We start from the raw sequence: 18,377 nt of genomic DNA, 5'->3' as shown, positions 1-18,377 counted from the left end.
TTTGCTTGGCTATGCTTTGAATAAAATATTTTTTGTTTAAAAGGAGAACGGAAAAATGACAATTAAAGCAATTATTTTTGATTTGGATGATACACTACTATGGGATAAAAAAAGTGTACAAGAAGCTTTTTTTAAAACATGTAAATTGGCAGAAGAAAAATATAAAATTTCTCCTGTACGTTTAGAAGAAGCTGTGCGGAAGGAAGCCAGAGCTTTATATGAAGGTTATGATACATATGAATTTACGAAAATGATCGGGATTAATCCCTTTGAAGGACTTTGGGGAGAATTTCTTGAAGAACATGCTTCTTTCCCAATAATGAGAGAGATTATCCCGGTTTACAGGAAAGATGCATGGACAAAAGGATTACTAGCACTCGGAATTGATGATCCCGAATTTGGCGAAGAATTAGCGGAAGCTTTTCCAGAAAACAGAAAGACATCTCCTTACGTATATGAAGAAACATTTTCTGTCCTTAATCAATTAAAGGGTAAATACTCATTGTTATTATTAACAAATGGATCGCCTCATTTGCAAAATACTAAGCTATCTATTACACCAGAAATTTCTCCTTATTTTGATCATATTGTAATTTCTGGCGATTTTGGCAAAGGTAAGCCTGATCCTTCTATCTTTGAGCATGCTGTTTCTTTAATAGGTGTAGATAAAACTGAATGCTTAATGGTGGGAGATAATTTAATGACAGATATTTTAGGGGCTAATCGGGCGGGAATAAAGTCCGTTTGGATTAATCGCGAAAAGGCTGCAAAGCAGGATGTACTGCCCACATATGAAATACATCACCTTGAAGAATTATTCGCTTTATTAGATTAAGAAAGAAGAAAAGACTAGTGATCATTGGAGACATTTTGCCTCTTATGACGACTAGTCTTTTCATTTTTTAATTCATTATTGTGATTGTTCATTGTGATTGTTCGTTAGGTAATATATGTCTAAAAGGAACAGGTGAAGCTAAGATGACGGAAGTATTAATAGTGCCATAAGGAATTAAGCGGTCGACCAAGTTTCTCATTCCGTCAATTCCAGAAACAGCTGCTTTAATAATATAACTGACAGTACCGGTTACACGATGGCATTCAATAATATCTGCTTCTGTTTTAATAAATTCCTCAAATGCATGTGGTTCTTCTTTTAGTTCACTGATTTGAATGTATAAAAGCGTTTCTCTCCCCAACTTTGCAGGTGAAATTCGGGCGCTGAATTCTAAAATTATCCCCTTTTCTTGCAATCTTAATAATCTTTCCGAAACACTCGGGCGACTCAAAGCTAATTTTTTGGATAAATCACTAACCGTAATTCTGGCATCTTCTTGTAAAATTTTTAGTAGTTGTATGTCAACCTTATCCATTTTAATGAATACTCCTTTTTGCAAAATGAATGTAATGATGCATATATTTATGCGAAATAGAGGAAGTACAAGGTAATTACATTCATATTGGTATGTAAAAACACTTCGATATATTCTATCATTATATATGTAAGAATTCCACCCTAAAATCACAAATTTTTAGGATTTCACCGATAAATCCTCGTTTATCTTCCGCTTATCATGATTACTATAGGAGTGTGTGGCATTGAGAAAAATAATTGTAATGATGTTTGGTTGTTTAATTACATCATTCGGTCTGTTTTTATTAAAAGGGTCAGCAATTGTTACTGGTGGAACAGCAGGACTCGCATTAAGTATCTCTTACTTATTACCTATTTCATTTTCCATCTTATTTACTTTAATAAACATACCGTTTTATATTTTATCCTACTTTAAAATGGGGAAGAAATTTACGTTATCCACCATCTTAGCTGTATCCTTAGTTACTTTATTTTCCTATTTATTATCCATCATTCTACCGCCGCTCGCTCTATATTCCCTACTAGGGTCTATCATCGGTGGCTTTATTATTGGAATAGGAACTATTATTTTGTTTATGAATGGTTCGTCTTTAGGGGGAGCACAAATTCTGTCTATTACGCTTCAAAAACAATTAAATTGGAATATGGGAAAAACAAATTTTATTTTTGATTCAATTGTTATTTTAATTGGCTTGTACAGTGTAGGATTAATTAGAGGTCTTTACAGCATTGTGTCAGTATTTATCATTTCGTTTATGATGAGTACGTTTAAGGAAAAAATAGCTAAAAGAAATACGAGTAATGCTAATATCGAAAAAGTTAACTCTGTGGTTGAAACACAATCTGTTTAACAATAGGAACCCCTAACTCCCCTCCTTCATATGAAAGAGGGGAGTTAGAGGGTTGTTTTTTGTTATAATAAAAAGGATATTCTTTATATTCAATATTATAATAAGGAAAAATAATTGACAGTGATAATCATTTTCATTTAAAATGTAAACAAATAACGAAATGAATAGGAAGGTGTAAGATATAATGAAAAATGATTTCATTGTTTTAGCTCCATTTCAATATATGATCGAATGTACCTGTCCTAGACCTGAACATACATTCATTCTTGATTTACATAAAGGGGATATCATTACCATTACTGAAGAAAAAAAATACGTTGATTCGCTTGGCTGGCTACTGCTTGTTATGGTAAATGACTATAGTTTCTTCATGTTTATCGATGAAATAGAAGAGTTTATTGCGAATAAAAAGATTACTTCCTTAATGGATATGGAATTAAGAATGAATTATTTAGAATATAAAGTAAATGAATCGTTAGATGGCTTAAATAAAGAGCAATTTGAGCTTTTTGCCAAGGAGCTTAATGATTTAAAATCCATTCAAAATGAGCTTGCGTTGATTTGATTATATAAATTTTCAAGAGTAATCCATGTAGATAAATTGGATTGCTTTTTTATTTTTATAAACGGATAGCGAAACAATCTAGTAAATCCTATGAAAGAGCCAAGGAGATTTTTTACAAAAGAAACAGAAAAAATGAATTAATTCAAACATAAAGTCTTGAATATTTGCAAACGTCTTTCTAGAAGATTACAATGGGATAGTATTATGAAGAAGGCAAATGTTCGCTTAGGAGGATTATTAGATGAAAGTCAAAATAAACAGACACGCTGTTAAAGTACTTAATCAAATGTTAGAAAAGGCTGAAGAAGGAGAAATGATTCGTGTATACATAACAGAGAATCATGGAAACCATGCACATTACGATTTAAAATTGGACAAGAAGACAGAACATGATGAAGTGGTGCAGTCTGATAAAGATATTCCTATTTTATTAGATACAAGAGATGCAGATTTCTTGGATGGTGTTTGGATTCAATATTTCCATGTTCCACAGCCAGGATTCACTATTTATAATCCATCAAAAGAACAACATCATCATTAAAAAAACAGGAAGTGGAAACACTTCCTGTTTTTTTATATTTGCTTTTGTCCTCATTTTAAATGAGATATTTCCATACTGATTGTTATATGTTATAATTAACTCCTAAATGAAAGTTGTTCTGTATTTAATCCGTCACTTTTAAGTGTAACAGAGCATTTAGGTTTACATATTTCATTTTTTAGGCTATATACTTTAAATGACATAAATGATGAGAATCAAGAAAAAATAATATTTAGGTCTCATATGTTCCCATAAATCTACCAGGAAATTTACAAAAAAATCCAATGGAAGTTAATTGTTGTATGATTAATATAAAAAATAGATGATTTCTTAAAGATCTATCTTATCTATCTATTAATTATCGATTTTTGTTAATGAATTTTTAAAAGAATAATGATAGGATTAATGGTAATAAAGTATTTATGTTAAAAAATTTAGATTAAGGGATGGTAATCTAATGACAACAACGATAAAAGGAAATGAGAGCAGTTTACCTTTACGAAAAGATGTGAAACACCTTGGTAATATTCTTGGTGAGGTACTTATCCACCATGGTGGCCAAGAATTATTAGACAAGGTAGAAATAATTCGTAAATTAGCAAAAGAACTGCGGGAAACGAATAATGAACATACATATAACCAATTAAAGTTCGAAATGGAAAGACTAGATAAGCCAGTTCGCAGACAAGTTATTCGAGCATTTTCGAAATATTTTCATTTGGTGAATGTTGCTGAGTTAAATCATCGTATACGTCGTAGAAGAGAATATCAGCTAAGTCAAGAAAAAGGTGTACAGCCATATTCCATTGATCGTGCAATCATGGCATTTAAACAAAAGAATTTATCTGAAGAGACCATTCAAGAAGTCTTAAATACTCTTTCACTTGAACTTATTATTACAGCACATCCAACAGAATCAACAAAACGTACGATTTTAGAATCGCAAAAGAGAATTGCTAATATCTTAAAACAACTTGATAACCCAATGTTGACGAAGAAAGAGAGACAGCATTTAAACGATGATCTCTTTGAAGAGATAACAATCATGTGGCAGACAGATGAATTACGGCAAGAGCGTCCTACCGTAATGGATGAAGTTAGAAATGGTCTTTATTATTTTGAGCAAACATTATTTGATGTATTGCCAGAAATCCATCAAGAGGTTCAGGATGCACTGGATGAAAACTATCCTAATTTCGAATGGAAAGTACCTAATTTCTTATGGTTTGGTTCTTGGATTGGTGGAGACCGAGATGGTAACCCAAATGTAACACCTGATGTTACATGGCAAACACTGCATAAACAAAATGAATTAGTCATCCAAAAATACATTCATGCAGTAGATGAATTGATGAAGAGATTCAGTCATTCTACTAATCGTGTTAAGGTTAGTTCAAAGCTTATTCAGACAATTATGGAGGAAGAACAACTATATCTTACACCAGAAAAGAAATGGCCAGTTGAAAAAGAAGTTTATCGCCGGAAATTTTCAATTATTTTAGAAAGATTAAAAGAATATGGCAAATCTGAAAAAGGCTATGTGAAGGCAGAAGAGCTACTTGAAGATTTATATTTAATTCAAGAAAGCTTCGCCTTGCATCAACCAAAAGCCCATCAGCAAAAAGATTTACAAAAATTAATTCGACAAGTGCAATTGTTCGGTTTTCATTTAGCAACTCTGGATATTCGTAATCATAGTGGAGAGCATGAGGCAGCTATAGATGAGATTCTGCGTAAAGTTGGCATAACAGATAATTATAAAAATTTACCAGAAAATGAAAAAATAAGAATTCTTGAATCTGTTTTGAATGACCCTCGTCCTATTCTTTTATTAAACGAAGATTATTCAAATGAAACACAGGAAATGATTAGCACATTTAACATGATTAGAGAAGCACATAAGAAATTTGGAGAACGAGCTATTAATGTTTATTTAATCAGTATGACCCAGTCGCCAAGCGATATTCTTGAAGTACTTGTATTAGCAAAAGAAGCTGGAATTTATCGACTGCATGCGGATGGAACCGTAGAAAGTCACTTAAATGTAGCACCATTATTAGAAACAATTGATGATTTAATCGCGGGACCTAAGATTATTGAAACATTATTCCGCATGCCGGTTTATCGAGAACATTTAAGACAACATAATGACCAGCAGGAAATCATGCTAGGATATTCTGATGGCAGTAAAGACGGTGGCACATTAACAGCAAACTGGAAATTATTTAAAGCTCAGCGTGAAATTCACGAAATGGCTAGTAACTATCAAATCGGCTTGAAGTTTTTCCATGGTCGTGGTGGTTCACTTGGTCGCGGCGGCGGTCCGTTGAATAAGAGTATCCTATCTCAACCAGGTGAAACATTAGGGGATGGCGTAAAAATTACGGAACAAGGGGAAGTATTATCCTCGCGCTATTTATTAGAAGATATTGCTTTTAGAAGCTTGGAGCAAGCAACTTCTACATTGCTCATGGCAATTGCTCATATTTCAAAGGATATTAGCGAACATAAAGAAGAGAGAAATCTTTGGGAAGATTGCATGGAAGAAATATCTGCTATCGCGCTTGCAAAATATCAATCATTAGTTTTTAATGACCCTGATTTTATGACTTATTTTAAAGAGGCAACTCCTTTAAATGAAATAGGAAATTTAAAAATTGGTTCACGGCCAATGAGCAGAAAAAATACAACAACTTTTGAGAATCTTCGTGCTATTCCATGGGTTTTTGCATGGACTCAAAGTAGACAGCTTCTGCCCGCTTGGTATGCTGCTGGTACTGGATTAACAGAGTTTGCTCAGCAAAAGCCAGCTAATATTGAAATTTTAAAACAAATGTATGCAAAGTGGCCATTTTTCCACTCGACAATTGATAATTTACAAATGGCCTTGATGAAGGCAGATTTAACAACTGCTAGAGAATATTCTTCTCTTGTGGAAAATGAAGCAATCGGCAATCGGATTTATCAAAATATTAAAGAAGAATATGATAAGACAAGAGCTATTTTATTAGAAATCACTGGTATAGAAGAATTACTTGATCACACACCTTCTATTCAAGAGTCTGTTTATAGAAGAAATCCATATGTAGATCCATTGAATTTCTTCCAAGTTGATTTAATTAAACAGCTTCGTGAACAAGAAGTTCTTGACAAGGAATTACTGAATCAAGTTCTATTGACCATTAATGGTATCGCTGCTGGTTTACGAAATACAGGCTGATTTGAGGATAGCCTGAAAAAAAGATGAGTCTAATCTCAGACTGTAGACAAACTCCTTGAAATTCGAGGTTTTGTCTATGGTTTTTTTGTATAACCTCTTCTAATGGAGTGGTGTTTCCGCTACAGGGGTTTTGCTTTCATATATGACAAAAGGGGATCAGAATGAAAACATTCTGATTCCCCTTTTGTTGATAAACTGAGAGGACAAATTAATATTACTCCTCTTTTTATTTCCCAAAATTATTTATATGATGCTAAAAATTCTTCTACCTGTTCAGGTGTTTTGGCATTGGCGCTGTGTAAGTGGCCAATTTTTTCACCGTCTTTAAAAACTAACAGACTTGGAATTCCCATGACATCATACTTTTCAGCTATTTCAGGAAGCTCATCTTTATTTAAACTATACCATTTTTTGTCATTATTTGCTTCCATGATTTCCCCAATGAACATATCCATTCTTGTACAATCAGGACACCAAGTGGTAAAAAACTTCACAATATTTGTATCACCATTGTTAATAATTTCCTCAAATGTTTCTACTGTTTTAATTTCATTCATATCTTTAAGCTCCTCATTAAATAAATTCCAAATAACTATGAAAAGTTACTACAATTTTTATTATACACATGAAACGTATTTCTTTCCTCCAAAATGCATTCTTTTCTCTAAGCATTTTATTTGCATTATAACGTTAGAAAGATAAGAATATACAAGGTAGGAGATGAAGGATGCAAACAATATGATATTGCCATTATAATTTATATTTATGCAGTTATTTTTTGACCCCTTATTTCGTTATAATAAATGAAATGTTGTCATATGATAAAGAGGGTTCATTTTGCGGTTTCAAGTAAGAGGAGGTAACAAATGAGTTCAACAAAAATAAACATCTCACCAGTGGAAAATACGTACATACGCTTAATATTAGCAATAGAGAATATGGATAAAGAGAAATTAGTAGATCTAGGTGATTCCTATTTACTAAAAGTCAATAAGAAAAATAAAAGCGGTAACGAACTTCACTTTTCCATGCTTTTTAACAAAAAGTTGATAAACAAAGTAGCAAGAAGTACGAATCCAACTGTAAATATTACAAAAAATAAACATCTTATCTCTCTTGAAATCACTATTATGCTTGATTTAACAGAGCCAATAAAAGAAGAGAATTTTTTCTGGATAAAAAAAGAATTTGCCAGCACTCCAGCATTTGAAATCTCCTACAAAATGAATGAAGAATATTTTGATAAGAAAATATTACAGCATCTGAACAAAGAAGCAAATGAGGAAAGTACAGAAGTTTAACAAAAAAGGATCAGTTTCCGTTTTAGGAGACTGATCCTTTTTGTTAAGGAATGATTACTTATTCTTCGATTAATCCAAGCCATTTTAAGCCATTGTAAATACCTGAATCGGTAACAGATGTGGTTGTATGCTTAGCATAGGAAAACAACAACTCATGTGCATTCCCCATCGCGAATCCTTCTCCAACTACTTGGAGCATTTCTTTGTCATTTAGGCCATCTCCAAAAGCAATAGAAGCTTCTTTCTCGATTCCTAATCTTTTTAAAATAAGGGAGACAGCAAACCCTTTATTTACTTTATCACTAATAACATCATAGGAATGTCTAAATCCATCGATATTAACTTGTGATAAGTGGATATCAGGGAAATCTTCGTATAGTGAAATATCTTCCTCTCTTAAATTGATTATAGTAATTCCTAGAATATTCGCTTTTTCATCTAGAGTAAAAGCTCTATTTTGCTTTAAGTGGAATTTTGCACTAAATTGTTTTGTCATTTTCCCTTCAGGGTGGGAAAGTAAATTATGAGTATTTGTATATAAAATTAGTTCATTTCCTTTTTCATTGGCAATGTCTAAGTATTTCGTGACCAAGTCAGGACTCATCGGTTGTCTAAAAACATCTTTTCCATTATGTATTGCATATGCGCCATTATAACCGATAAACGATTCTATGGCGAGTGTCTCTCCAATATGTGATATTTCATGCAGTGGTCTTCCAGTTGCTAAAAAGACCTCTAATCCTTTTTCTTTCATTAATTGCACCGCTTTTTTTGTGGAATCTTGGATCGTATCTTCTGGTGTTAAGATAGTTCCATCAATATCTAGGAACAAAACTTTATAAGTAATTGACATTTTTACCTCCATTAAATTTACATTTCTTCAATACCATACTACCATATAAAAAGGACAAATGAAAAAGAGTAACCAAAAAGGGAAATTATTTGGCTACTCTTTCAGCAGAATTTAAATGTTATCCATTATTTGAAAATTTTCCACCAGGATCTCCTTTTTTCTTGAGCAGCTGCGGCATGACGAAATGTTTGTACAAGTTCTTGAAAACTTCTTTCTCTTTGTTTAATTTCTTTATTCAGTTGTTCTCTTTCTAGCTGCAATGTTTCCATAAAATATTGATCATTTTCATTTAATTGCTCGACTGTTTTGTTTAGCTCTTCATTTGATTTCGAGAGATGCTCAATCATTGATTTAATTTCTTTTGCGGAAGAAACATTAGATGTCCATTGTTTCGAGTAGGTTTTTCTTTCAGCTTTCGAAATTTGGGAAAGTTTTTTGATTTTCGTTTGAATTTCTTCATATTTTGTTGTCGTAGTTTCTGCGTTTTTATGTAAAAGTTCGGAAAATTCATCTAAATGTTCGTATGTTTGTGTCTGCGTTTCCTTTACTGTATTAGTAATATGGGAAATTGTTTCTTCATGACCAGCTTTTATTTCCTTTGAGATCGTTTCTAATACCTCTGTTTTAATCCCATTTCTAATTTCATCTTTCACTTCTTCAAGAAAATCTTGTTTATAATTTTCCAAGGAAGAAAGTAATAAGCGAAAGTTTTGTTCTGTAATTTGTGATTTCGCCGTCTCAACAGGTTCTAAAGCTCCCTTTTTAGGAAGCAATTCGATGGTTGTGTTTTCGCTTTTTTCTTTTATTTCCACAATCTTTTCTTTCTTAGGTCTGTTAAGGAGCATTGTTAATGTTTCTTTTACTTCAGCTGTTTTTCGTTTCTCTTTATATAAATTTTTCACCTCATGTAGGAGGGTTATTTCTTTTTCGGTATAAATACGTGCTCCTGTTTTGGTTCTAGGTATCACGATAATTCCTTGAAATTCCTTTTCCCATTGTTTTAGCATTGTTGGCGTTGTCGTCAGTTTTTTTGATGCTTCACCTATCGTATATGCTTTCATTTTTTCTCTCTCCTTTTGAATAATCAATTTAATTGACCATCTTTACTGTATGTATTTAGAGAAGCGGGAATTAATTTCCTGCAACAAGACAAAAGCTATCAAAACTTCTGATTAGTTGACAAATTTCCCACTTTTTCTAATTTAGGAAACGATATTATTAATTCCTTTCTTCATTTATGTGTAGGTATGTTCATAAATGTATAAACTAAGACAATCGAAAGGTGTGCTCGGAGAAAAGGGGAGACTTACATATGAAAAAGAAATTCTTTGTTAGTATTTGTATTACTTTTATCCTTTTTATACATGCCAACCCTCTACTTACAAAAGCTTCTGATGAAAATCACAAGGAATCTATCTTTTCACTTCGAATTTTAGAAACAACGGATATTCATTCCTATCTTTTAGATTATAATTACGAAGAGAAAAAGAAAACGATTGAATATGGATACAATCGTGTTGCAAGTTTAATATTGCAGGCAAAAAAAGAACAAAGAAATACAATGTTGTTTGATGTAGGGGATGTAATAAAAGGAAGTCCACTTGCTGAATATGTAGCAAGTTCGCCGATGTTTTATTCTAGTGATATTCATCCAGCCTATAAGAGCATGAATTTAATGGGATATGACGCGGCAACGGTAGGGAATCATGAGTTCAATTTCGGATTAGATTTTTTGTTAAATACACTAATAGGGGCAGATTTTCCCTATACGAATGCCAATATTTATGTAGATGATCATAATGGTTATGAACAAGATGATATTCATTTTTTTCAACCTTTTCTACTATTAGATAAAATATTAGTAAATGATCAAGGAAAAACGGAAAATATTAAGGTGGGTGTCATAGGATTAATTACTCCAATAACCGGGGTATGGGACAAGGAGCATTTGGAAGATAAACTTATCATAAAAAATATGCAAAAAACAGCAGAAGAAATTGTCCCACAAATGAAAAAAGCTGGCGCAGATATAATTGTTGCTTTAGTGCATGCCGGTTTATATTCTGATCAATATTGGCCAAAACAAGGGAATAATGTCAGAGATATTAGCAAAGTCAAAGGAATAGATGTTATTCTTTATGGTCACTCGCATGGTATCTTTCCAGTTAAAGGAGAAAAAGGACCAAAAGGTGTTAACCATGAAAAAGGATTAATTAATGGAAAACCGACGGTCCAGGCAGGAAACTGGGGAAATCACCTTGGAATAATTGATTTAACGCTTAAGAAGAAAAAAGGAAAATGGGCAATTGTCGATTCAAAATCAACTGCAAAACCAATTATTAGGATTATAAAAAACAAAAAAATACCGATTGTTTCCCCAATGCCGCAATTGGAATATATTCTTTCGCGATATCATCAAGATACATTAGAGTATATAAACAGTAAGCAATTACTAAATCATTTTGATTAATATATTCGCAGAAATTTCAATATACAGGCAATAAAGTTGAAGGGAAGAACGGAACAGCTTTATAGTAAGTAGAGAGAAGGGGTTGGATATATGGGAAAAACATTACAGGAAATAAAATATTCCGTTCTTGATTTAGCACCGATTAGAGAAGGAAGCAATGCTGCTGAAAGTTTTAAAAATAGTTTAGAACTTATTCAACATGCTGAACAGTGGGGTTATAACCGCTATTGGGTAGCTGAGCATCATAGTATGCCTGGAATTGCTAGTAGTGCTACTTCGGTATTAGTTGGCTATTTAGCTGGGGGTACAAGCAAGATTAGAGTCGGAGCAGGCGGAATTATGTTACCGAATCATTCGCCTTTAGTTATTGCTGAGCAATTTGGTACATTAGAATCTATGTACCCCAATCGTATTGATTTAGGTCTTGGAAGAGCGCCTGGCAGTGATCAACTGACGGCAAGGGCATTAAGACGTTACCATCAAAGTGATGGAAGTGATTTTCCTGAATTGCTAGAGGAATTAAGAACATATTTTAAACCATATGAAGAGACGAATTTACCAGTAAGGGCTATACCAGGGGAAGGGGTAACGATACCGATTTGGCTGTTAGGCTCTAGTGACTTTAGTGCTAGATTGGCTGGTCAACTTGGTCTGCCTTTTGCATTTGCTAGTCATTTTTCGCCAGACTATACGATTCCTGCACTTAATACTTATTATCAATCATTCTGTCCATCAGAAATTTTAACGAAGCCATATGTGATGGTTGGAGTGAATATTATTGCAGCAGACACGGATGAAAAAGCGGCCTATCTTGCTTCATCTTCTCAGCAGCAGTTTTTAAGTCTTATCCGGAACAAGCCGACACAACTGCAGCCCCCAGTTTCCAATATGGAGGAGATGTGGAGTACTTATGAGAAAGCTATTGTTCACAAGCAATTGAAAGCATCTATTATCGGCTCCAAAGATACAGTTACTCAGAAATTACAAACATTTTTAGAGGAAACCCAAGCGGACGAAATAATAATCAACACACAAGTGTATTCTCAATCTGAACGTCTTCGTTCATATGAAATTGTAAAAAATATTTTAAAATAAAAAGGCTGTAGCAAGTACAAAATGATATTATTTCATTTTGTACTTGTTTTTGTGTATGATAAAGCTATAGATATTTTGTCAGCTGTAAATACTTGGAGGGAACTGTTGTGAAAACAACTATGAAGTTGGTTAATCAAGAAAAAATCAAACAGATTTTAAAACAAATGGTCGATGATGCTTATGCTAATATAAAAGGAGAAGAGGTTTTACTTTGTATGGAATGTTGTGACGTAGATTTATACGTTGCGGCAGAATCTTGCGAACCATTTATAGAGGCAGTGAAAGTAAACTTTGAACTTGATGATTTAGGTGAAATTATGGATAGAGAAGCATACCACATATTAATGAGGGAACTCGATGAATACTATGTGGATTTACATGTGAAGTCTGGCTATTATGATTATTTTCCAGCAGGCACATATAAAGTCGATGGGAGAGAAGAGGAGTCAGAAACCAATGTTCTGGCACCTAAAGGAGTATTTTATGCGCCGTTTGAAGACGCGGTAATTAAATAGATTCTTTGTTAATTTTAAAGGCCAGGGATTTTTTATGTATTCCTGGCCTTTAGCATAGAAGGATAGTTGATTTTTAATTCACCTATTCAAGAATGAACCTTATAATCTTTGATTTTAATTTGTATGCTTTTCAGCCATCTTTTTATGTTTATCCAATTCGGAAATAAAATGGGGCCATTTTAAAATACCATCATCTTTATCAAATTCGATAATCACATCGGATACGCCTTTTTCTGATAAAATCTGCTTTTCAATTCGTTGTCTTATTTTATCTACTTGCTCAACGGTTAATTTACTATCGATTTCGATACTGAGTTCTACATGAAAATCTTCCCCTTCTTTGTAGACTGCTAGATCTTGGATATCGCGTACATCAGGATCTTTTATCGCGATATTGCCAATTGTATCTTGCATTTCTAAATCTGCTTCTCCTATAGCTCCTGCAGCGTTATCTAAAAAAACTCTCCCAACAACAATAAACATAAAAATGCCGATGATAATGGATACAACGCCTTCAGCTTGTTTAAAGTTTGTATATTCACTTACTATTACTGCCGCAATTGCTAAGATTCCTCCTGCTGTTGCTACGGAATCTTCTAAAAATACCAATTTTGTTGCAGGCTTGGCAGATTTTAAATAGGCAATGCTGGCAGAAAACAATTGTAAACCTCTTGTTTTTAAACCTGCTGTTGCAACAATTTCTTTCATTGCTTTAATTAAAACGGTAAATTCTAAGCAAACAGATATGGAGAGGATAATGATAATGAGTAAAAAGCCTGTTGATTCTTGTGGCTTAAAAACATGATCAAGCCCTTCGCGAATTGTTTCATAAGCCATAATTCCAACAATTAAAACCGCAAATAATAAAACAACATTGACAAGTCTGCCAAATCCTCCTGGAAAGCGTTTTGTTGGAGCTTTTTTACTTAATGCAGATCCAATAAACACAAAAAATTGATTGGCTGCATCACCAAGGGAGTGCATTGTTTCAGCAAACATCGCCACATTGCCGGTGAGAAAGTAAGCAACTCCTTTTAATAAGGAGATAACGGTATTTACTAAAGCAGCAAGCAGAGCTGAACGGTTTCCATTCTTTAATAATAATAAGAATTCCTTCATTCTATCTAATACCCTTCTTCCTCAGTAAAGGTCGTATACAAATAAAAAGAGAACTTCCCGTTTGTAACCAATTAAAGTTTAAGTGGTTACATTGTAAGGGAAGCCTCTATTAACTTCTAATTGATACTGAAAAAAAACGTGTTCATTAAATTTTTTTCGTAAGTCTATGGTGTTATCAGACAATCGTTGAATATGTATGTCTAAGAAGTAGTAAATCCGGCATTTTTAAGCTGATTCGCTTTTTTCAACCGCACTGTTCCAATCAGGAAAATAATGGAGCGCATGGCGCATTAAATCTGGATGGCTTTGTTTTATCTTCTTTTTATTCATATTCATGCCATTTGAGCGTAATTGTTGAATGGCCAACAATACTTCATCAGCATTCATGCTAATATCCATGGACCTACCTCCTTTTAAATTTATTCATATTATTTACCAGTTCAACATATTTTATTCGCTTTTTCCGTAAATATTTCTTGGGAAAGCGCAAAAAATGCGCTATAAAGACAAATGTTGACTTTTCTACCTAGTTTAATGTCGAACTCTTTTAGGAAGGCAGCACTTCATTGTACGAATGTCTATTCTTTCGCTATAATTGGGAGGGGAATGAGAAAATAGAAGGACGTGATTTTAAAAGTGAATAGCAAAAAGTTGCTTATGATTCTTCCTTTCGTTGTATTAATGTTTAGTCTTTTAGGGATTAATAATGTTTCTGCACATGCTTATATTACAAATTCAAACCCTAGTGAGAATGAAATATTAGAGTCAGCGCCAAAGAGAGTATACATAGAGTTCAATGAAAAGATCCAAACTGGTTTTAAAATATTAAATGTTTTAAATTCATCGGGAGAAAGAGTAGACAAGAAAAATGTAGTCATTAATCCTGATACAGAAAAATCAATGGAAGTTGATCTAAAGTCAGATTTACCGAATGATATATATACGGTAGAGTGGAGAGTTGTTTCTGCTGATGGCCATTCTGTGTCTGGGATGATTCCTTTCAGCATTGGGGAATTACCGGATGGTGCAGATTTTCCAACTCAACAGGACAGTGGTAATCTAGTAAGTTTTATAAGCACGATGATCAATAAAGGCTTTCTTTATATAGGTTTTTCTGTCTTTATGGGATTATTGTTATTCTATACATTTTGGTATAGAAATAATAAATTATCCGCTAAGCTAGTAAAAAGAACGAAAAGAATTTCTATTATTGCTGTCTTATTACTTGCTATTAGTATTATTAGTGCATTAGTTATTCAAACACAAAGCTATGCTGGTGTAAGTCTATTAGCTAGTTTGAAGCCAAGTAATTTAATGGAAACATTGACAAGTACAAAGGAAGGAATTATTTGGATTGTACAAATGATCCTTTTAGCTATTTTATTCCTTGGACAACGATTTATTTGGGCAAAAGAAGCTTATTTAGATAGAAAACATTGGATAATTCCTGGATTAGCATTTATAGGCATCATGCTTTCAAAAGCATTTCTTGGCCATCCTTCCAGTTCACCTTATGAGACTGTAGCTATTGTACTTGATTTCTTTCACTTAATAGCAGCATCTATTTGGCTTGGCGGAATGATTGTTATTATTCTCTTTTTACGAGAAGGCATATTTGCTAAAGAAGGGGAAGGGCATGATTTATATTGGGGAACTATGGAGAAATATTCATTATGGGCCCTTTTTACTGTTGCGGTTTTAGCCATTTCTGGTGCAGTAAATGCTTCCTTATTAATTCCTGATTTTCAGTCATTAGTAAGTACGGCATATGGAAAGGTTTTGCTTATTAAAATTGGTTTACTTGTATTAATGTTGATTTTTGGTGCATATCACCTCGTTAGCAGACTTCTATTAAGAAAGAAAGACTTTTATAAAAAATCAATAAAAGTGGAAATTACACTTGGCATATTAATACTGATAGTAACTACAGCATTTACTCAAATACAGACACCGACCTTGCCTATCGACCTGCCATTTTATGAAGAAGCAGAACTTGGGTATAATGAAAATATCAGTTTATCGATCACACCTAAGAAAACGGGTGTGCAAAATCAGTATGAAGTATTTGTATTTGATAATAATCGTAAGCCAATTGATCCCGTGGAACAAATTACAATTAGTTTAAAACAGGGAGACAAAGAAATGGCGTTTCCATTAACGAAGGAAAAGGAAGGACATTATTTTGCAGAGAATCTTCAATTAAATCAGCCGGGAAAATGGGATGTAGAAATACATGTGTTAACCGATAAATTAGAATCACTGGATTATTCTTATTCTATTGACATAAGATAAAGTTTCATATAGAGGGCAATGGGAAATAGAGAAGAGGATAATTATTTCTCGGGAAAGCGCATAATCAGACAGGATTTTTAGAAGAGAACGTCGTATAATAGCGAATAACATAGAAAGCAATCGGTTTTAGTAACAAACTTGTTCGCTATTACCGAGGATTTTCAGACTATAGGCAAATACCTAAAATAATTATGGGGTTTGTCTATAGTCTTTTTTATTAGCTAAATGAGAGATTGTCCTTTAAAATGTGCCAGTCTTTCTTATCGAGAAAAATTTTCATGCTAATGCACGCGAAAGGAACTTTTTTTGATGACGGAATAATATAAGCGATGTCCTATAATACCAGCGATAAAAGTTAGGATAATGTCTTTTATTAAAGGTAGAGCCATCCAACTCCACATTAGTTGGTAGGTAAACCCTTCTGGTGCAGCATACCAAAGTTTGTAGGACATATACATCCAACTAGTCCCAATGATGTAATTAATCAATAATCCAATGAAGGCGCTAAAAATATAGAATGGGACGGTTTGCTTTTTTTCGATTAAGGAACCCACAAGAAATGCTGTCATAATAAAAGCTAAAATAAATCCAAACGATGGCCTAGTAATCACCATAAGACCGCCAGATATCCCCGCAAAGATAGGTATTCCAATAAGGCCAACAAGCATATATACAAACATCGCCACACCGCCTAACCTTTTCCCAAGAATCAACCCTGCAAGAATAGAAAAGAAAGTCTGAAGAGTTACGGGAACACCTCCAATTATAAGAAAACTTGTAACATTTGCTCCCACCGCCATAAAAGCAACAAATAAGGCAATCATTGTTATATCTATTGGCTTCCACTGTTTCAAAATGGCCACTCCCTTTTGTTTAATTTCTGTAATAAATATACTTCTCTAATTAATTTGTGTCAACTTATAATTTTAATTGGTTAACATATAAAAATACATATATTTTGTTTCTCTGTTCATACTAGAAATAACAAGAAAGGAGATGTTTGCATGAAAAAATTAAAATATCCATTCATAAGCATCTTTTTGGTAAGCTTATTCCTTATGCAGCTTAACGGTCCTTTACATACAGGTGCGGAAGAGCTGCCTTCCTATGTAAAATGGGGGAGAATTGCCATAACAAAAACGCAAGAAAAATATCCTAATAGTGAAGTTACTGATTATCTTCATGTAGGCAAGGAAGATAAGAAAGGAACATCTGTGGAAAAGTTTAAACTAATTGTAAACAAAGATCAAAAGGAAATTGGTGTATTTGTTCATTTAACTTTTGACACCCGCACAGAACGACTATTGTCGGTAGATATGCAGGAAACAAAGCCTTAATTTTCGAAAAACTCTCTAAAAGAATTGGTTTTAGAGAGTTTTTTTGTTTTAATAGAAGAAAGAGAAGTAAAAGGGGAGAAATTATGATAGGGAATATACAAAAGATTATGCGCTATCCAATAAAATCATTTACTGGAGAAAGCTTGGAAAAGGCACGGATTATGTCTTATGGAATATACGGCGATCGTAGTCATGCTTTTATCGATAAAGCAAATAATAAACATCTAACAATAACACAATACCCTAAAATGGTTACATATAGAGCAGGCTTTTCAGGAGAAGAGTCAATAGAAAAATTTCCTGATTTAACTATAACTGCAAATGATGGCTCGGAATATATTTGGGGGGAAACAGCATTACTAGAAAGATTAGAACAAGAAACGAATCGGACACTAGATTCAATTACCTATGCTCCGACCTTTGTTCCCTTTCCAGCAATTGAAGAAGACAATCTTTTATTAATTTCCACAAAGGCCCTATCAGAATTATCTACATCATTTGGTGAATCAATTGATGAGAGAAGATTCAGAGGAAATATTGTCTATGATCTCCAAGAAAGTGGTATAAACGAACAAGATCTACTAGGGAAAAAAATAAAAATCGGCTCAGACGTAATTCTGAAGATTAATAAGTTTTGTGAAAGATGTATGATCATAACTGTAGATCCAGAAACAGGCATCCGACAGCCGAAGCTATTAAAACAGATAGTTAAAGAGCGAAATAACCATTTTGGTTTATATGCAAGTGTGATTCATACTGGAATTATTCATATTGGTGATGAGATAGCTATTTTATAAAGAAATGGATAAATACGGATGGTAGAAACATAAAAGTAAATTATTTAAA

At 33.3% G+C, this 18,377-nt stretch carries 19 protein-coding genes; 12 read left to right on the top strand and 7 right to left on the bottom strand.

Going from position 1 to position 18,377, the window contains the following annotated elements; all coding sequences use genetic code 11:
- The first annotated feature begins 55 nt into the window (after positions 1–55).
- The gene (locus tag NST77_RS09135; RefSeq protein WP_095328911.1) at positions 56–835 is read left to right on the top strand and encodes an HAD family hydrolase; all 780 of its coding nucleotides are present in this window, start codon (positions 56–58) and stop codon (positions 833–835) included.
- 88 nt (positions 836–923) lie between these two features.
- Here the strand turns inward: NST77_RS09135 and NST77_RS09130 are convergent, their stop codons facing one another.
- Positions 924–1,370, bottom strand: a complete 447-nt coding sequence (locus tag NST77_RS09130) for an Lrp/AsnC family transcriptional regulator (RefSeq protein ID WP_047940607.1) — start codon at positions 1,368–1,370, stop codon at positions 924–926.
- A 226-nt stretch (positions 1,371–1,596) separates the two neighbouring features.
- Here NST77_RS09130 and NST77_RS09125 point away from each other — a divergent pair, with 226 nt between their 5' ends.
- The 4 genes from NST77_RS09125 to ppc all read left to right on the top strand — a co-directional run bounded on the left by NST77_RS09125 (position 1,597) and on the right by ppc (position 6,549).
- Positions 1,597–2,223: a YitT family protein gene (locus NST77_RS09125; RefSeq protein ID WP_095328910.1), complete on the top strand. Its 627-nt coding sequence runs from the start codon at positions 1,597–1,599 to the stop codon at positions 2,221–2,223.
- A 184-nt stretch (positions 2,224–2,407) separates the two neighbouring features.
- Positions 2,408–2,788, top strand: a complete 381-nt coding sequence (locus NST77_RS09120) for a hypothetical protein (protein WP_095328909.1) — start codon at positions 2,408–2,410, stop codon at positions 2,786–2,788.
- Between the two features lie 241 nt (positions 2,789–3,029).
- Entirely contained in the window at positions 3,030–3,329 is a 300-nt protein-coding gene (locus NST77_RS09115; protein ID WP_061796239.1) for a heme biosynthesis protein HemY, read from the top strand.
- 457 nt (positions 3,330–3,786) lie between these two features.
- Positions 3,787–6,549, top strand: coding sequence for a phosphoenolpyruvate carboxylase (gene ppc / locus NST77_RS09110; protein WP_095328908.1), 2,763 nt, complete (start codon positions 3,787–3,789; stop codon positions 6,547–6,549).
- Positions 6,550–6,788: 239 nt separating this feature from the next.
- Here ppc and NST77_RS09105 read toward each other — a convergent pair whose 3' ends face one another.
- Entirely contained in the window at positions 6,789–7,106 is a 318-nt protein-coding gene (locus NST77_RS09105; protein ID WP_095328907.1) for a thioredoxin family protein, read from the bottom strand.
- Between the two features lie 309 nt (positions 7,107–7,415).
- Here NST77_RS09105 and NST77_RS09100 point away from each other — a divergent pair, with 309 nt between their 5' ends.
- On the top strand, positions 7,416–7,850 hold the full coding sequence (locus NST77_RS09100) for a hypothetical protein (RefSeq protein ID WP_095328906.1): 435 nt from the start codon (positions 7,416–7,418) through the stop codon (positions 7,848–7,850).
- A 58-nt stretch (positions 7,851–7,908) separates the two neighbouring features.
- On the opposite strand, the gene NST77_RS09095 is transcribed toward NST77_RS09100, so the two are convergent.
- Positions 7,909–8,703, bottom strand: a complete 795-nt coding sequence (locus tag NST77_RS09095; protein WP_095328905.1) for a Cof-type HAD-IIB family hydrolase — start codon at positions 8,701–8,703, stop codon at positions 7,909–7,911.
- A gap of 125 nt (positions 8,704–8,828) precedes the next feature.
- Positions 8,829–9,764, bottom strand: a complete 936-nt coding sequence (locus NST77_RS09090; protein ID WP_123257730.1) for a helix-turn-helix domain-containing protein — start codon at positions 9,762–9,764, stop codon at positions 8,829–8,831.
- Between the two features lie 251 nt (positions 9,765–10,015).
- Here NST77_RS09090 and NST77_RS09085 point away from each other — a divergent pair, with 251 nt between their 5' ends.
- The 3 genes from NST77_RS09085 (at position 10,016) to NST77_RS09075 (ending at position 12,783) form a co-directional block, all read left to right on the top strand.
- The gene (locus tag NST77_RS09085; RefSeq protein WP_171509649.1) at positions 10,016–11,173 is read left to right on the top strand and encodes a metallophosphoesterase; all 1,158 of its coding nucleotides are present in this window, start codon (positions 10,016–10,018) and stop codon (positions 11,171–11,173) included.
- A gap of 90 nt (positions 11,174–11,263) precedes the next feature.
- Positions 11,264–12,268: an LLM class flavin-dependent oxidoreductase gene (locus tag NST77_RS09080; protein WP_123257729.1), complete on the top strand. Its 1,005-nt coding sequence runs from the start codon at positions 11,264–11,266 to the stop codon at positions 12,266–12,268.
- A gap of 107 nt (positions 12,269–12,375) precedes the next feature.
- Complete coding sequence (locus tag NST77_RS09075) at positions 12,376–12,783, top strand: hypothetical protein (RefSeq protein ID WP_095328901.1); 408 nt, start codon at positions 12,376–12,378, stop codon at positions 12,781–12,783.
- 114 nt (positions 12,784–12,897) lie between these two features.
- Here NST77_RS09075 and NST77_RS09070 read toward each other — a convergent pair whose 3' ends face one another.
- Both NST77_RS09070 and NST77_RS09065 read right to left on the bottom strand, forming a co-directional pair.
- A complete protein-coding gene (locus NST77_RS09070; protein ID WP_095328900.1) occupies positions 12,898–13,902 on the bottom strand; it encodes a cation diffusion facilitator family transporter in 1,005 nt (334 codons plus the stop codon).
- A gap of 225 nt (positions 13,903–14,127) precedes the next feature.
- The gene (locus NST77_RS09065; protein WP_164463637.1) at positions 14,128–14,301 is read right to left on the bottom strand and encodes a hypothetical protein; all 174 of its coding nucleotides are present in this window, start codon (positions 14,299–14,301) and stop codon (positions 14,128–14,130) included.
- Positions 14,302–14,538: 237 nt separating this feature from the next.
- Here NST77_RS09065 and NST77_RS09060 point away from each other — a divergent pair, with 237 nt between their 5' ends.
- Entirely contained in the window at positions 14,539–16,194 is a 1,656-nt protein-coding gene (locus NST77_RS09060; RefSeq protein ID WP_163186820.1) for a copper resistance protein CopC, read from the top strand.
- Between the two features lie 281 nt (positions 16,195–16,475).
- On the opposite strand, the gene NST77_RS09055 is transcribed toward NST77_RS09060, so the two are convergent.
- On the bottom strand, positions 16,476–17,048 hold the full coding sequence (locus tag NST77_RS09055) for a biotin transporter BioY (protein WP_235850211.1): 573 nt from the start codon (positions 17,046–17,048) through the stop codon (positions 16,476–16,478).
- 150 nt (positions 17,049–17,198) lie between these two features.
- Here NST77_RS09055 and NST77_RS09050 point away from each other — a divergent pair, with 150 nt between their 5' ends.
- Positions 17,199–17,531, top strand: coding sequence for a DUF3889 domain-containing protein (locus NST77_RS09050; RefSeq protein ID WP_095328898.1), 333 nt, complete (start codon positions 17,199–17,201; stop codon positions 17,529–17,531).
- 83 nt (positions 17,532–17,614) lie between these two features.
- The gene (locus tag NST77_RS09045) at positions 17,615–18,328 is read left to right on the top strand and encodes an MOSC domain-containing protein (protein WP_171509648.1); all 714 of its coding nucleotides are present in this window, start codon (positions 17,615–17,617) and stop codon (positions 18,326–18,328) included.
- Positions 18,329–18,377: the final 49 nt, after the last annotated feature.

The organism is Niallia sp. FSL W8-0177, assembly GCF_038006285.1.
Classification (GTDB): Bacteria; Bacillota; Bacilli; order Bacillales; family Cytobacillaceae; genus Niallia; species Niallia circulans_A.
Note: the sequence above shows the minus strand (reverse complement) of the source record. Positions and strands in the feature narration are given on the sequence as shown.

Excerpts from the sequence above, each read along its gene's own strand:
- NST77_RS09065 (WP_164463637.1), bottom strand. The coding sequence starts at position 14,301 with ATGGATATTAGCATGAATGCTGATGAAGTATTGTTGGCCATTCAACAA.
- NST77_RS09090 (WP_123257730.1), bottom strand. The coding sequence starts at position 9,764 with ATGAAAGCATATACGATAGGTGAAGCATCAAAAAAACTGACGACAACG.
- NST77_RS09115 (WP_061796239.1), top strand. The coding sequence starts at position 3,030 with ATGAAAGTCAAAATAAACAGACACGCTGTTAAAGTACTTAATCAAATG.
- NST77_RS09050 (WP_095328898.1), top strand. The coding sequence starts at position 17,199 with ATGAAAAAATTAAAATATCCATTCATAAGCATCTTTTTGGTAAGCTTA.
- NST77_RS09085 (WP_171509649.1), top strand. The coding sequence starts at position 10,016 with ATGAAAAAGAAATTCTTTGTTAGTATTTGTATTACTTTTATCCTTTTT.
- NST77_RS09095 (WP_095328905.1), bottom strand. The coding sequence starts at position 8,703 with ATGTCAATTACTTATAAAGTTTTGTTCCTAGATATTGATGGAACTATC.
- NST77_RS09045 (WP_171509648.1), top strand. The coding sequence starts at position 17,615 with ATGATAGGGAATATACAAAAGATTATGCGCTATCCAATAAAATCATTT.
- NST77_RS09130 (WP_047940607.1), bottom strand. The coding sequence starts at position 1,370 with ATGGATAAGGTTGACATACAACTACTAAAAATTTTACAAGAAGATGCC.
- NST77_RS09100 (WP_095328906.1), top strand. The coding sequence starts at position 7,416 with ATGAGTTCAACAAAAATAAACATCTCACCAGTGGAAAATACGTACATA.
- NST77_RS09080 (WP_123257729.1), top strand. The coding sequence starts at position 11,264 with ATGGGAAAAACATTACAGGAAATAAAATATTCCGTTCTTGATTTAGCA.
- NST77_RS09120 (WP_095328909.1), top strand. The coding sequence starts at position 2,408 with ATGAAAAATGATTTCATTGTTTTAGCTCCATTTCAATATATGATCGAA.
- ppc (WP_095328908.1), top strand. The coding sequence starts at position 3,787 with ATGACAACAACGATAAAAGGAAATGAGAGCAGTTTACCTTTACGAAAA.
- NST77_RS09105 (WP_095328907.1), bottom strand. The coding sequence starts at position 7,106 with ATGAATGAAATTAAAACAGTAGAAACATTTGAGGAAATTATTAACAAT.
- NST77_RS09135 (WP_095328911.1), top strand. The coding sequence starts at position 56 with ATGACAATTAAAGCAATTATTTTTGATTTGGATGATACACTACTATGG.
- NST77_RS09070 (WP_095328900.1), bottom strand. The coding sequence starts at position 13,902 with ATGAAGGAATTCTTATTATTATTAAAGAATGGAAACCGTTCAGCTCTG.